The sequence below is a fragment of the Arthrobacter sp. 10L424 genome (genome assembly GCF_056395325.1).
The window spans coordinates 369633-382816 of the sequence record NZ_JBFTJH010000003.1; the positions used below are offsets into that span (position 1 = coordinate 369633).

A 13184-nucleotide genomic window follows, 5' to 3' on the forward strand; every position below is an offset into this window, starting at 1 on the left:
GGGTGGCCGCATCCGCGGGCTGCCCGGAGGGTAGCCATGCCTTACTGGATCAGGGGACTAAATTAGGACATGATTGTGTTGTGTATTCCATGAGCACCCCGACTTCTGCCGCGCCCGCCGTGCCCGGCCGCCCGCGCGTGGCGTCGGCGTCCCCTTCCGGGACGGCGGGGTCCCTGGCGGCACAGGCAGCTACCGCCTTCCCGGCGGCCGACGCCGAGGAACGCACCCGGGACCGTGTACTGAACGCAGTCCTGGAACATGGCCCCATCAGCGCCGCCGAACTTGGCGATCTGCTCGGCTTTACCCCGGCCGCTGTCCGCCGGCACCTTGACCACCTTTCACGCGACGGTGTGATCGAAGTCAAGCGCGCCACCCGTGCCGGCGCGGGCGCCGGGCGCCCCGCCCGCCGCTACGTGCTCAGCTCCCAGGGCCAGTCCACGCTCGGGAACGACTACCTGGACATTGCCACCCTGGCGCTGCAGCGCCTCGGCGAAATGGCAGGCCCCGAAGCCGTGCGGCAGTTCGCCGTCGAGCGTTTCGGCGACATGGAGCGCCGCTACGCACCCGAAATCGACGCGGCCGGGCCGGACATCACCGCCCGCGCGCAGGCACTCTCCGCGGCGCTCAGCCGGGACGGATTCGTCGCCTCCACTGCGTCGATCGAAGCCAAGGCACCCCTGCCGGCGGCGCTCTCCAGCGTCCAGCTGTGCCAGGGCCACTGTCCCATCCAGCAGCTGGCCGCACAGTTCCCGGTGTTCTGCGACGTGGAAACCGACGTGTTCGCCCGGCTGGTCGGCGTCGACGTCCGCCGGCTTTCCACGCTGGCGCGCGGCGGCCACGTCTGCACCACCCACATACCTACAGGCCGTCCGGCGGCACCGGGGCTCCACAGCCCCGCCGCCACGCCGGGCAGCCTGGACGAAGTATCCAACCATCTGCAAGAAAGGCCGTGATGACGGACCAACTATCAGAGAAGAAGGTTGCTGAATCTACTGTGATTTCGGAGATTCTCGAAAAGAATCCCGAGCTCCACGGAATCGGCACCTATGAGTACGGCTGGTCCGACAAGAACGACGTCGGCGCCAACGCCCGCCGTGGTATCAACGAGGACGTCGTGCGTGACATCTCGGCCAAGAAGAACGAGCCGGAATGGATGCTGGACCTGCGCCTGAAGGGCCTGAAGTACTTCGACCGCAAGCCCATGCCCACCTGGGGTGCAGACCTCTCCGGCATCGACTTCGACAACATCAAGTACTTCGTGCGCTCCACCGAGAAGCAGGCCGCCACCTGGGAAGACCTGCCCGAGGACATCCGGAACACATACGAGAAGCTGGGCATCCCGGAAGCCGAGCGCAGCCGCCTCGTCTCCGGCGTCGCGGCCCAGTACGAATCCGAGGTTGTGTACCACCAGATCCGCGAGGACCTGGAAGCCCAGGGCGTCATCTTCCTGGACACCGACACCGCGCTGCGGGAGCACCCGGAGATCTTCCAGGAGTACTTCGGCACGATCATCCCGGTGGGCGACAACAAGTTCGCCTCGCTGAACACCTCCGTCTGGTCCGGCGGTTCCTTCGTGTACGTCCCCAAGGGCGTCCACGTGGACATCCCGCTGCAGGCCTACTTCCGCATCAACACGGAAAACATGGGCCAGTTCGAGCGCACGCTGATCATCGCCGATGAGGACTCCTACGTCCACTACATCGAAGGCTGCACCGCGCCGATCTACACCTCGGACTCGCTGCACTCCGCCGTCGTGGAGATCGTTGTGAAGAAGGGCGCCCGCGTCCGCTACACGACCATCCAGAACTGGTCCACGAACGTGTACAACCTGGTCACCAAGCGCGCCATCTGCGAAGAGGGCGCCACCATGGAGTGGATCGATGGCAACATCGGCTCCAAGGTCACCATGAAGTACCCGGCCGTCTACCTTGTCGGCGAGGGCGCCAAGGGCGAGACCCTGTCCATCGCGTTCGCCGGCGAAGGCCAGCACCAGGACACCGGCTCCAAGATGGTCCACATCGCGCCCAACACCAAGAGCTCGATCATCTCCAAGTCCGTGGCCCGCGGCGGCGGCCGTGCCGCCTACCGCGGCCTGGTCCAGGTCCGCGAAGGCGCCAAGCACTCGGCCAACACGGTCCGCTGTGACGCCCTGCTGGTGGACACCATCAGCCGCTCGGACACGTACCCGTACATCGACATCCGCGAGGATGACGTCACCATGGGGCACGAGGCCACGGTCTCGCGGGTCAGCGAAGAACAGCTGTTCTACCTGATGTCCCGCGGCATGCGCGAGGACGAGGCCATGGCGATGATCGTCCGCGGCTTCATCGAGCCGATTGCCCGTGAGCTGCCGATGGAATACGCCCTCGAGCTGAACCGCCTGATTGAACTGCAGATGGAAGGATCGGTCGGTTAATGACTGACATCACTACTGAAAAGGCCCGCATCGGCGCGCCGTCAGCCCAGCCGTTCATCAACGGTTTCACCGAGGAAGGCGAGAGCCTTTCACCGCTGAACGCCGCGGAGTCCAAGTCCCCGCTGGCCGGCGAGGCCGTCAAGCGGCACTCGCACGGCGGCGGCGTCGGCGTTCCGGACAGCTCACGCGCCGGCCGCCTGACCTCTTACCAGCTGGCGGACTTCAAGCCGCTGACCGGCATGGAGGAGGACTGGCGGTTCACCCCGCTCAAGCGCCTCCGCGGCCTGCACACCGAGGTCCTCAGCGGCGCCGCGCCCTCCGTGGCCGTCACCGCTCCGGACAGCGTCCGGGTCGAAACCGTGGGCCGGGACGATGCCCGCATCGGCTCCGCCGCGATCCCCGAGGACCGTGTGTCCGCGAACGCCTGGGAGAACTTCACCGAGGCCACCGTCATCACGGTTCCCGCCGAGGTCCAGGCCGAAGGGGAAGTCAGCGTCCTGCTGACCGGCCAGGGCACCGGGGCTTCCGCCCAGCACATCGTGATTGTCGCGGAGAAGTTCTCCAAGGCCGTCGTCGTCCTGGACCACCAGGGCACCGCCGTCGTCTCGGAGAACATCGAGATCCTCGTGGAGGACGGCGCGCAGCTCACCGTCATCTCGCTCCAGGAGTGGAACGACGACGCCGTGCACGCCTCCTCCCAGCAGGCGAAGCTTGGCCGCGACGCCAAGTTCAAGCACATCGTCGTCAGCCTCGGCGGCGACCTCGTCCGCGTCACGCCGTCGGCCCGCTTCACCGCCCCCGGCGCCGAAGTTGAACTGTTCGGCCTGTACTTCGCCGACGCCGGCCAGCACCTGGAGCAGCGCCTCTTCGTCGACCACGCCGTCGCCAACTGCAAGTCCAACGTCCTTTACAAGGGCGCCCTGCAGGGCCGCAACGCGCACACCGTCTGGGTGGGCGACGTCTTGATCCGCAAGGAAGCAGAAGGCACCGACACGTACGAGGCCAACCGCAACCTGGTCCTCACCGACGGCGCCCGCGCCGATTCTGTGCCGAACCTGGAAATCGAGACCGGCCTGATCGCCGGCGCCGGCCACGCCAGCGCCACCGGACGGTTCGATGACCAGCACCTGTTCTACCTGATGGCCCGCGGCATTCCGGAAGAGGTGGCCCGCCGTCTGGTGGTCCGCGGCTTCCTGAACGAGATCATTCAGAAGATCAACGTTCCGGCGATCGAAGAGCGCCTCACGGACGCCGTCGAGCGTGAACTCGCGGCAACGAACCACTAGAGAAGACAGAAGCACGGGAAAGCATCAATGACCGAACAGCCAAGAGGCGAGCTCGTCTGCAACGCCAGTGAGATCCAACTCAAGCAGGCGCTGCGGATCCTGGTCGACGACTACCCTGTCGCGATCGTCAAGGACTCGATGGGCGAAATCCATGCCATCGGTGACACCTGCTCGCACGCCGACATCTCCCTTTCCGAGGGCGAAGTGGAAGGCTGCATGATCGAGTGCTGGGGCCACGGCTCCCAGTTCGATCTGCGCAGCGGCGAGCCGCTTCAGCTGCCGGCCTATGATCCTGTTCCCGTCTTCGCAGTGACCGTACTGGACGACGAGGTCTATGTGGACTTCACCAACGTCGTGAACGGCGCCGCGGCTCCGAACTTCAGCTAGCTGCCTGCAGCCGGCAACCCGCACAACAGAACTTATCGACAAGAAACCGCACGGTGCCGAAGGGCACGGTGCAGAGGAGAACAAGGCACATGTCTACTCTTGAGATCAAGGACCTGCACGTCAGCATTGACACCGAGCAGGGCACGAAGGAAATCCTGAAGGGCGTCAGCCTGACCATCCGGACCGGCGAGACCCACGCCATCATGGGCCCGAACGGTTCCGGCAAGTCCACCCTGGCGTCCACCATCGCCGGGCACCCGCGCTACAACGTCACCTCCGGCACCATCACGCTGGACGGCGAAGACGTCCTCGCGATGAGCGTCGACGAGCGCGCCCGCGCCGGCATGTTCCTGGCCATGCAGTACCCGGTCGAGGTTCCCGGCGTCAGCATGACCAACTTCCTGCGCACCGCCAAGACGGCCATCGACGGCGAAGCACCCAAGCTGCGCACGTGGACGAAGGACGTCAAGGCCGCCATGGCCCAGCTCCGCATCGACGCCGACTTCACCCAGCGCAACGTCAACGAGGGCTTCTCCGGCGGCGAGAAGAAGCGCGTCGAAATCCTCCAGCTGGAGCTGTTCAAGCCGAAGTTCGCCATCCTCGACGAGACCGACTCCGGCCTGGACGTTGACGCACTCAAGGTTGTCTCCGAGGGCGTCAACCGCGCCCACGCCGAAGGCAACATGGGCACCCTGCTCATCACGCACTACACCCGGATCCTGCGCTACATCAAGCCGGACTTCGTGCACGTGTTCGTTGACGGCCAGGTTGTCGAAGAAGGCGGCCCGGAACTTGCCGACCGCCTCGAAGAAGAAGGCTACGACCGCTACGCCACCGGCGCCGGGGCAGCCACCATCGCTGCCGCTGACGCTGCAGCCCAGGCCTAGTTAGGACTTCACAATGACCGAACTCAATGTGGCCCGCACGGGCCTCGAGGATGTCGAAGAGGCACTCAAGGATGTGATCGACCCTGAACTGGGGGTGAACATCGTTGACCTCGGCCTGCTGTACGGCCTCAAGTACTCAGACGACGACGGCGCCCTGCTGATCGACATGACGCTCACCACGGCCGCGTGCCCGCTCACCGACGTGATCGAGGAGCAGGTCGGCAAGGCCCTGGACGGGGTCGTCGACGACTGGCGCCTCAACTGGGTGTGGATGCCGCCGTGGGGTCCGGAACGGATCACCGAGGACGGCCGCGACCAGATGCGCGCCCTCGGCTTCAACATCTAGAACTGAACCGCTTAAACGACGACGGCGGGTCCACCTTTCTGAGGTGGGCCCGCCGTCGTCGTTCTATCGATTGCTCCGCAACCGCCCTTTTGGCAGCCCATGACGGCAGTTACGGAGCAGCCGACGGCGCTACGGTGTCAGGGGGTGGCGACGGCGAACGTGTCGCACTGGTTGATGTCGCCGGTCGAGTAGCCCTGGTAGAACCATTTCTGCCGCTGGGCGCTGGAGCCGTGAGTCCAGGCCTCGGGGGAGACCCGGCCGGTAGCGGCCTGCTGGATCCGGTCGTCACCGACGGCGGAGGCGGCGGAAAGGGCATCCTGCAGGTCCCGCTCCGTCAGCGGCTCCAGGAACGGCAGCCCGGTCTTGGGATCCTGCTGGGTCGTGGCGTAGCGGACCCAGAGGCCGGCATAGCAGTCAGCCTGCAGCTCCACCCGGACAGCCCCGGATTCCGGTCCCTGCGGGTCCTGCTGGGCCCGGTCCAGGTTCCCCAGCACGTTCTGGATGTGGTGGCCGAATTCGTGCGCCACGACGTATTCCTGCGCGAGGGGTCCGCCGGAGGAGCCGAAGCGGTCCACGAGTTCCTGGAAGAAGCCCGGGTCGAAGTACGCGGTGGAGTCGGCGGGGCAGTAGAACGGGCCCACTTCCGACGTCGCCGAGCCGCAGCCGGTGTTGGTGGCCCTGTCGAAGATCACGGTTTCCGGCTGCGGGTACTGCCTGTTGAATTGGGCCAGGTAGGCGGGCCAGAAGGCGTTCAGGCTGTTGACCGTTCCGGTGATGCGGCAGTCGAGCCGGGCATCGGCGTCGGCGCCCGTCGTGCAGGCCGGGGCGGTGCCCTGGCTCTGCGATCCGGGATCCTGCGTGCCGGCGCCCAGGCCCTCCAGCAGACTCGGATTGATGCCGAGCAGCACCGCGATCAGCAGGACGATGCCGCCGCCGATCCCGCCCCCGACTTTGACGCCGCGGCCCATGCCGCGACGGTCCTGGACCTGCGAGGGATCCAGTTGAACATTGTCGTTGAAACTCATGCTGTCACAATATCGCGTGCCGGCTTCCGGGCGGCCTGCGGCCGGTAAAGTTGGTCTGATGCCTTTCCTCGACAGACTTCAGCGCTGGGCCGATGACCGCCCCGACGGGACCGCCGTCGTCGTGGCCGGGCAACGCCTGAGCTGGGAAGAGTTGCGCGACACGGCCGCCGGGCTGGTGCCGGACGCGCCCGCTGTGACCGTGCTGTCGGAGGAGAACTCCCTGCACTTCGCCGCCGCGTTCGCATCCGGCGTTGCAGGGGAGCGGCAGTGTGCCGTGCTGGACCCGTCGTGGCCGGCGCAGCTGCAGGTCGGGATCCGGGACCGGATCCGCGGCCTGTCTATTCGATCGGGCGGGGCGTCCGCGCCGGAGCTCGTCGACGGGCCACCGGACACTCCGTTCCTGATCGGCCTGACTTCCGGGACTACGTCCGTCCCCAAGGCCTTCAGCCGCTCCCGAAGGTCCTGGCAGTTGTCCTTTGACGCGTCGGTCGAGTTTTTTGGCCTGGCCGCGGACGACAAGACCCTGGCGCCCGGTCCCCTCGCGGCCAGCCTGAACCTGTATGCCCTGGCCGAATGCCTGTACGCCGGCTCGGAGTTCCACACCCTGTCCGGGTTCGACGTCGGCGACGCCCACGCCGCGGTCCGCCATGACGGCATCACCCGGCTGGTGCTCGTCCCCACGATGCTGCGGCTCCTCAGCGAGCGGGGACTGAGCGGAGGGGTGGACGCCTCCGGCATCAGGAGCATCATCTGCGCCGGGTCAAAACTGGACGCCCGGACCCTCGAGGCGGCCCGCCGCTGGGCACCCAACGCGACCATCTTCGAGTACTACGGCGCCTCGGAACTCAGCTTCGTCTCCGGGGCCGGACTCCCGCCCGGGCAGCAGCCGGAGCAGCGCGGAACCGGGATCGGGCGGCCGTTTCCCGGCGTCGAGATCCGCATCCTCGACGACGACGGAGCCGAGCTGCCGAACGGCGCCGACGGCAACATCAGTGTCCGCAGCGGCATGGTGAGCAACGGGTATCTCTGGGGCGACGACGGCCAGGCCCTGCAGAGCTTCGACGGCTGGCACACGGTGGGGGACCAGGGCTACCTCGACGGCGGGATCCTGCACATGCTGGGCCGCCGCTCCGACATGATCATCACCGCCGGCACCAACGTCTACCCGCACGAGGTGGAGCTGGCGCTGGCGTCCGTGCCGGGCGTGGCCGCTGCGGTGGCCGCCGGCCAGGCAGACGATCTCCGCGGCCAGAAGGTCGTCGCCGGCATCGTTCCCTCCCACGGCGGCGTGACTGCCACCCAGGTGAAGGCCGGCGTGGAGGACGTGCTGGCGCGGAACAAGCGGCCCCTGGAGTACTTCGCCCTGGCCGAGCTGCCCCTGACGGACCGCGGCAAGCTCAGCCGCGAAGTGCTGCTCGACTGGATCGCACACAACGACCCGCGGATCCGGCGCCTTGGCTGAGCAGCTGCGGATTCTGCCCGACGACCGGCAGCCCGTCATCATCGCGGCGCGGCGCACCCCAGTCTGCCGCGCCAACGGCGTCCTGAAGACCTTCCACGCCCACGAACTACTCGCCCCCGTGCTCCGCAGCCTGCTGGCCGACGCCGGAGCCGCCCCGGAATCGGTCGCGGACGTGGTGATCGGCAACGCCGTGGGCGGCGGCGGAAACGTGGCCCGGCTCGCGGCCCTCGAAGCCGGGCTGCCGGTCAGCGTCCCCGGTGTCACGGTGGACCGGCAGTGCGGTTCCGGACTCGACGCGATCGTGCTCGCCGCCCATCTCGTGGCAGCCGGCGGCAGCGGCCTGTTCCTGGCCGGCGGGGTGGAAAGCATCAGCACGGCACCGCTGCGCGCCCGCCGGAGTGCCCTGGGCGACCCCGAGTTCTTTTCGCGGGCGCAGTTCGCCCCCAAGGGCCTCGGCGATCCGGACATGGGAGTGGCCGCAGAGAATGTGGCCGCCCATTTCGGCATCAGCCGGGAGCGGCAGGATGAGCTGGCGTTGCGCAGCCACCGGCGTGCCCTGGCGTCCGCCGCCGCCGGGATGTTCGACGCCGAGATCGTTCAGCTCCCCGGTGTTCCCGGACCGGACGGCGCTGTTGGCACCGGAGGCGGCACGGTGTCAGCCGACGACGGGCCGCGCCCGGGGTTGACCGCAGCTGTGCTGGCCCGATTCCCACCGGTGTTCGCCGAGGGCGGCACCGTCACCGCAGGGAACTCCTGCTTTGACGCGGACGGGGCCGCCGCCGTCGTGATCACCTCGGTGCAGCGGGCCCGCGAACTGGGGGCCGCCGACGGATTCCTGGTGCGCGGCACGGACACGGCGGGCGTGGACCCGCAGCTGCTGGGCATCGGGGCCGCCGCGGCTGCCGAACGTCTGTTGGAGCGGTGTGGCGTCACGTCCGCCGGGGTGGGGCTCGTCGAGTTCAACGAGGCCTTCGCGTCGCAGACCCTGGCATGCTTGGATTGCCTCGGCATCGCGCCGGAACGCGCCAACCTCGACGGCGGCGCCCTGGCCCTGGGCCACGCCTACGGGGCATCCGGCGCGGTACTGGTGACCCGGCTCCTGGCGCAGGCCCGCCGCAACCCGGTCGAGGGGCAACTGGCGCTGGCGATGATCAGCATCGCCGGGGGCATGGGAACCGCCGCGCTGCTGGAGTACCGGAGCATTTCCTAGCTGCTGCTCCCGGTCACTTCACCCGGGCACTGCGGGACATGCCCATTCCTGGGCCCGGCCAGTGGACATACCGGGCTTATGTCCAGCGGCCGCGCGGTGGGGAGGGCATGTCCAGTGGTCCGCGCTAGGGGAGGGCATGTCCCGTGAAGGGGGTGGCAGGAGGTGCATGCTCCTCGGTCTCGGCTTCGCCGAGGCCGCGGGCCGCGAGGGCGTCTCCGGTCTGCCGGGCGAAGGCCACCGTGGTGATAAAGACCGGAAGAATCAGCGCCCGGGGGTTGCGCTCCAGGCCGCGGGCACGGGCGGAGTCGCGGACATCGCTGTACGCGCCCGCGATGAACGGGATGCTGCGCAGCATGATCGCGATCGTCAGGGCGAACCGCTCCGGATCCGCACCGAAGCGGCGGAACGGCGTAGCCAGGGAAGCTACCCCGTCCAGCAGCCGCTGCACCGGAGTGGTGGCGGTGAGGATCGACGCCGCCACGATGCAGACCAGCACGTTGAGCACAATCCGCGCCGCCGTGGGACCGCCGAGCTGCCACCACTGGAACAGGCCGATGGCAGCGAGGACGGGCAGCACGGGCCGGACCGCCCGGAACAGCCGCGGGAAACCTGCCCCGCTGAGCAGGAACAGGGCGCACATCAGCACCAGGACCCCGGCCGCCACGGCCCAGTCCACAATCAGGAACGACGCCATGCCGCAGCCGAGGACCAGCAGGAACTTCAGCCACAGCGGTGCGCGGTGCAGCAGGGAGTTCCCTGGCACATAGTTGGCCAGCAGGAACCCGTGGCCGCTCACCGCTGCTCCAGGCGCGGCTTTTCCAGGCCCCCGCCGGGGGCCGCGGGAACCGCCGCGCAGAGCTCGCGGTAATGCGCGACGGCGGCGGCCGGACCGCCGTCGAACACCACCGCCCCGGCGTCGACAACGAGGACCCGGTCCAGGTCCAGCGCGAGTTCCAGGTCGTGCGTGGAAAGGAAGATCTGCTGGCTGAGCCCGGCCAGCGTGCGCCGGAGCAGCTCCCTGTTGCGCAGGTCGAGCAGGGTGGACGGCTCGTCGAGGACCAGCACTTCCGGGTCAACGGCGAGAACCGCCGCGAGGGCCAGCAGCTGCCGTTCACCGCCGGAAAGCTCATAGATGCTCTGGTCGGCCAGCGGCAGCAGGCCGAAGCGGTCCAGGGTTGCCTCCGCCTGGCGGCTGCGTTCGCGGGAATTACGGACCGAACGCCGGAGTGACAGCTCGACATCCTCCCGCCCCGTCGGCATCACCAGCTGGGACAGGGGATCGGTGAACACGAAGCCGACACGCCGCCGTACTTCCCGCACCGCGCGGACCGTATCCGAGCCGTCCACCGTGACGGTTCCGCTGCTCGGCGCCACGAGCCCGTTGAGGAGCCGCAGCAGGGTGGACTTGCCGGAACCGTTGGCGCCGATCACGCCGATCCGCTGCTCTGTGAGCCGCAGGCTCAGCTCCTCCAGCAGGATCTTGGGCGCAGGGCGGCCGTCGACGGCGACCCGCACCGCAACCCGGTCCAGGACGATGGTGCTCACGGCCGGCTGTCCGCCTCGGCGCCGGGAACGGTCGCGGCGGTTACGGGACCGGGAATCCCGGCAGTGCGGACCCTGCGGATGAGCAGATCCGGGAACGCCTTGTGCAACGCCAGGGCAATGGTCACGGCCAGTGCGTTCTTGATCACATCGCCGGGGTAGAAAACCAGGTCGGCGAGGAACGCCTTGGAGAAGTCCAGCTTCGCGTTGACCATCATTCCCAGGATGCCGAGGCCATGGATGAAGATGATGCTGCTCACCATCGCGGAGGCGAAAAGGAGGAGCGCCCGGAGCTTGCCGGGACGGCCCGCCGTGCGGCGGAGCACGACGACGGTTAGCCAGCCCACCGCCGTGGCCGCGAACACGAAGCCGATGATGTAACCCGCGGAGGGGCCCGCGAGGACGCCGAGTCCGGCGCGGCCGCCGCTGAAGATCGGCAGCCCGGCGAACCCGAGGAGGACGTAGAGCCCGACGGCGGCGAAAGCCCTGCCGGGGCCCAGGGCAAGGCCGGTGAGCATCACGGCGAGCGTCTGAAGGGTGATGGGGACACCGAGGCCGCCCACCGGGATGGCGGCGATCAGGGCTGATCCTGCGACGAGCGCGGCGAAGACGGCGATCAGGCCCAGGTCGGTGGCGTTCCAGCGGTTGCGGCGCCGGGCGGGGGCGGCGGCGGGGGCGGCGGCAGCGGCGCCGTCGGTCTGTGTCATGGGAGTTCCTATCGCGAATGAACCGGGGACATGCTTCTCTGTTTCTGACTGTACGAGCATGGCGGCGCGCGTTTTTTGTAGATGCTCCACTAACCGCCGGCCCGGTTGCTGGAGGGCAGCGCCAAAGGCTCCCGGCCAGTGTCCTTGTCATGGGGTGGAGGCCTGGCCGGTAGACTGGGAGAGGCCGTTCTCTCGGCCACACTGCCCCGGCCTTTCCAGACTCCACTTTTGTGCCGCGGCGTTCCCTGTTGTGAAAGGCCTTAGCTGCATTGATTACCGTCCAGGATCTCGAACTGCGCGCCGGCGCCCGCCTCCTTATGGACCAGGTGAGCTTCCGGATCGACAAGGGAGACAAGATCGGCCTTGTGGGCCGTAACGGTGCAGGCAAGACCACACTGACGCGGGTGCTCGCGGGCGAGGGCCTGCCCGCCGGCGGCAAGGTGACGCGCAGCGGCGAGATCGGCTACCTGCCGCAGGACCCCCGCACGCCGGACATGGAGCAGCTGGCCCGTGACCGGATCCTGTCCGCCCGCGGCCTGGACATCGCCGTCGGGAAGCTCCGCGTGGCCCACGAAGAGATGGCCAGCGACGACGCCGACATCCAGCGCAAGGCGATGAACCGCTACGACCGGCTTGAATCCGAGTTCCTGGCGGCCGGCGGCTACGCGGCCGAGGCCGAGGCCGCCGCGATCTGCTCCAACCTGGCGCTCCCGGACCGGTTGCTGAACCAGCCGCTCAAGACTCTTTCCGGCGGCCAGCGCCGCCGTGTGGAGCTGGCCCGCATCCTGTATTCGGACGCCGAAACGATGCTCCTTGATGAGCCCACCAACCACCTCGACGCCGACTCGATCTCCTGGCTCCGCGAGTTCCTTAAGAACCACCAGGGCGGCCTGATCGTGATCAGCCACGACACGGAACTGCTTGAAGCCACCGTGAACAAGGTGTTCCTGCTGGACCCCAACCGCGCGCAGATCGACTTCTACAACATGGACTGGAAGCGCTACCTCCAGCAGCGCGAGACGGACGAGCGTGCCCGCAAGCGGGAACGCGCCAACGCGGAAAAGAAGGCCCAGGTCCTCATGGACCAGGCCAACAAGATGCGTGCCAAGGCCACCAAGGCCGTCGCCGCGCAGAACATGGCCAAGCGTGCCGAGCGTCTGCTGGGCGGCCTCGAGGCCGTGCGCGCGACCGACCGCGTGGCAGCCCTGCGCTTCCCGGATCCGTCGCCCTGCGGCAAGACCCCGCTCACCGCGGACGGCCTCAGCAAGTCCTTCGGCTCGCTGGAGATCTTCACGGACGTGGACCTCGCCATCGACCGCGGCTCCAAGGTGGTCATCCTGGGCCTCAACGGCGCCGGCAAGACCACCCTGCTCCGGATGCTCGCCGGCGTCGACAAGCCGGACACCGGCGAAGTCGTCGCGGGCCACGGCCTGAAAGTGGGCTACTACGCGCAGGAACACGAGACGCTCGACGTCGACCGGACCGTGCTGCAGAACATGCGTTCCTCCGCCCCGGACATGAACGACGCGGAAGTGCGCAACATCCTCGGTTCGTTCCTGTTCTCCGGTGACGACGTCGACAAGCCCGCCGGTGTCCTGTCCGGCGGTGAGAAGACCCGTCTGGCACTGGCCACCATTGTGGCCTCGAGCGCGAACGTGCTGCTCCTCGATGAGCCCACCAACAACCTGGACCCGGCCAGCCGCGCCGAAATCCTCGGAGCCCTCAGCAACTACACCGGCGCCGTGGTGCTGGTGAGTCACGATGAGGGTGCGGTTGAAGCGCTGAATCCTGAGCGCGTGGTGCTGCTGCCCGACGGCGTCGAAGACCTCTGGAACGCGGACTACCTGGACCTGATCACGCTCGCGTAAGCGGCTGCGGCGGTTGCTTCCGGGCGCCTCCGGCCTGGCCCGGGTGGT

The 13184-nt window shown here is 68.1% G+C and carries 13 protein-coding genes; 9 read left to right on the top strand and 4 right to left on the bottom strand.

All coding sequences use genetic code 11. The annotated features are described in order from the left end of the window. Nucleotides 1–89 precede the first annotated feature (89 nt). The 6 genes from AC1DC5_RS07285 (at nt 90) to AC1DC5_RS07310 (ending at nt 5322) form a co-directional block, all read left to right on the top strand. Nucleotides 90–953, top strand: a complete 864-nt coding sequence (locus AC1DC5_RS07285; protein ID WP_476864692.1) for a helix-turn-helix transcriptional regulator — start codon at nt 90–92, stop codon at nt 951–953. Further along, nucleotides 953–2416 carry a Fe-S cluster assembly protein SufB gene (gene sufB, locus AC1DC5_RS07290; RefSeq protein WP_441404051.1) on the top strand — a complete coding sequence of 488 codons (1464 nt, stop codon included), beginning with the start codon at nt 953–955 and terminating at the stop codon, nt 2414–2416. The genes AC1DC5_RS07285 and sufB overlap by 1 nt, the downstream gene beginning before the upstream one ends. Then, on the top strand, nt 2416–3702 hold the full coding sequence (gene sufD, locus AC1DC5_RS07295) for a Fe-S cluster assembly protein SufD (RefSeq protein ID WP_441404052.1): 1287 nt from the start codon (nt 2416–2418) through the stop codon (nt 3700–3702). Before sufB ends, sufD begins: the two co-directional genes overlap by 1 nt. 27 nt (nt 3703–3729) lie before the next feature. Next, the gene (locus tag AC1DC5_RS07300) at nt 3730–4089 is read left to right on the top strand and encodes a non-heme iron oxygenase ferredoxin subunit (protein ID WP_346925524.1); all 360 of its coding nucleotides are present in this window, start codon (nt 3730–3732) and stop codon (nt 4087–4089) included. A gap of 89 nt (nt 4090–4178) precedes the next feature. Next, nucleotides 4179–4976, top strand: coding sequence for a Fe-S cluster assembly ATPase SufC (gene sufC / locus AC1DC5_RS07305; RefSeq protein ID WP_056434015.1), 798 nt, complete (start codon nt 4179–4181; stop codon nt 4974–4976). Nucleotides 4977–4989: 13 nt separating this feature from the next. Next, a complete protein-coding gene (locus tag AC1DC5_RS07310; RefSeq protein WP_441404053.1) occupies nt 4990–5322 on the top strand; it encodes a metal-sulfur cluster assembly factor in 333 nt (110 codons plus the stop codon). Between the two features lie 137 nt (nt 5323–5459). On the opposite strand, the gene ypfJ is transcribed toward AC1DC5_RS07310, so the two are convergent. Further along, nucleotides 5460–6347, bottom strand: a complete 888-nt coding sequence (gene ypfJ, locus AC1DC5_RS07315) for a KPN_02809 family neutral zinc metallopeptidase (RefSeq protein ID WP_441404054.1) — start codon at nt 6345–6347, stop codon at nt 5460–5462. Nucleotides 6348–6405: 58 nt separating this feature from the next. On the opposite strand from ypfJ, the gene AC1DC5_RS07320 reads away from it, so the two are divergent. Together AC1DC5_RS07320 and AC1DC5_RS07325 are read left to right on the top strand one after the other, a co-directional pair. Continuing rightward, nucleotides 6406–7809: a class I adenylate-forming enzyme family protein gene (locus AC1DC5_RS07320; RefSeq protein ID WP_476864693.1), complete on the top strand. Its 1404-nt coding sequence runs from the start codon at nt 6406–6408 to the stop codon at nt 7807–7809. Then, nucleotides 7802–9019, top strand: coding sequence for a thiolase family protein (locus AC1DC5_RS07325; protein WP_476864694.1), 1218 nt, complete (start codon nt 7802–7804; stop codon nt 9017–9019). Before AC1DC5_RS07320 ends, AC1DC5_RS07325 begins: the two co-directional genes overlap by 8 nt. A 124-nt stretch (nt 9020–9143) precedes the next feature. Here the strand turns inward: AC1DC5_RS07325 and AC1DC5_RS07330 are convergent, their stop codons facing one another. Genes AC1DC5_RS07330 through AC1DC5_RS07340 form a run of 3 tightly spaced genes read right to left on the bottom strand, consistent with a single transcriptional unit; the run spans nt 9144 to nt 11268 of the window. Further along, nucleotides 9144–9815 (bottom strand): energy-coupling factor transporter transmembrane component T family protein, encoded by a 672-nt coding sequence (locus AC1DC5_RS07330; RefSeq protein WP_476864695.1) that lies wholly within the window; start codon nt 9813–9815, stop codon nt 9144–9146. Continuing rightward, a complete protein-coding gene (locus AC1DC5_RS07335) occupies nt 9812–10564 on the bottom strand; it encodes an energy-coupling factor ABC transporter ATP-binding protein (protein WP_476864696.1) in 753 nt (250 codons plus the stop codon). The genes AC1DC5_RS07330 and AC1DC5_RS07335 overlap by 4 nt, the downstream gene beginning before the upstream one ends. Next, nucleotides 10561–11268, bottom strand: coding sequence for a biotin transporter BioY (locus AC1DC5_RS07340; RefSeq protein WP_476864697.1), 708 nt, complete (start codon nt 11266–11268; stop codon nt 10561–10563). The genes AC1DC5_RS07335 and AC1DC5_RS07340 overlap by 4 nt, the downstream gene beginning before the upstream one ends. Before the next feature lie 269 nt (nt 11269–11537). Between AC1DC5_RS07340 and AC1DC5_RS07345 the strand changes: the two genes are divergently transcribed. Next, nucleotides 11538–13136 (top strand): ABC-F family ATP-binding cassette domain-containing protein, encoded by a 1599-nt coding sequence (locus AC1DC5_RS07345; RefSeq protein ID WP_476864698.1) that lies wholly within the window; start codon nt 11538–11540, stop codon nt 13134–13136. The last annotated feature ends 48 nt before the right edge of the window (nt 13137–13184 follow it).

Excerpts from the sequence above, each read along its gene's own strand:
- ypfJ (WP_441404054.1), bottom strand. The coding sequence starts at position 6,347 with ATGAGTTTCAACGACAATGTTCAACTGGATCCCTCGCAGGTCCAGGAC.
- AC1DC5_RS07320 (WP_476864693.1), top strand. The coding sequence starts at position 6,406 with ATGCCTTTCCTCGACAGACTTCAGCGCTGGGCCGATGACCGCCCCGAC.
- AC1DC5_RS07285 (WP_476864692.1), top strand. The coding sequence starts at position 90 with ATGAGCACCCCGACTTCTGCCGCGCCCGCCGTGCCCGGCCGCCCGCGC.
- sufD (WP_441404052.1), top strand. The coding sequence starts at position 2,416 with ATGACTGACATCACTACTGAAAAGGCCCGCATCGGCGCGCCGTCAGCC.
- sufC (WP_056434015.1), top strand. The coding sequence starts at position 4,179 with ATGTCTACTCTTGAGATCAAGGACCTGCACGTCAGCATTGACACCGAG.
- AC1DC5_RS07340 (WP_476864697.1), bottom strand. The coding sequence starts at position 11,268 with ATGACACAGACCGACGGCGCCGCTGCCGCCGCCCCCGCCGCCGCCCCC.
- AC1DC5_RS07300 (WP_346925524.1), top strand. The coding sequence starts at position 3,730 with ATGACCGAACAGCCAAGAGGCGAGCTCGTCTGCAACGCCAGTGAGATC.
- sufB (WP_441404051.1), top strand. The coding sequence starts at position 953 with ATGACGGACCAACTATCAGAGAAGAAGGTTGCTGAATCTACTGTGATT.
- AC1DC5_RS07310 (WP_441404053.1), top strand. The coding sequence starts at position 4,990 with ATGACCGAACTCAATGTGGCCCGCACGGGCCTCGAGGATGTCGAAGAG.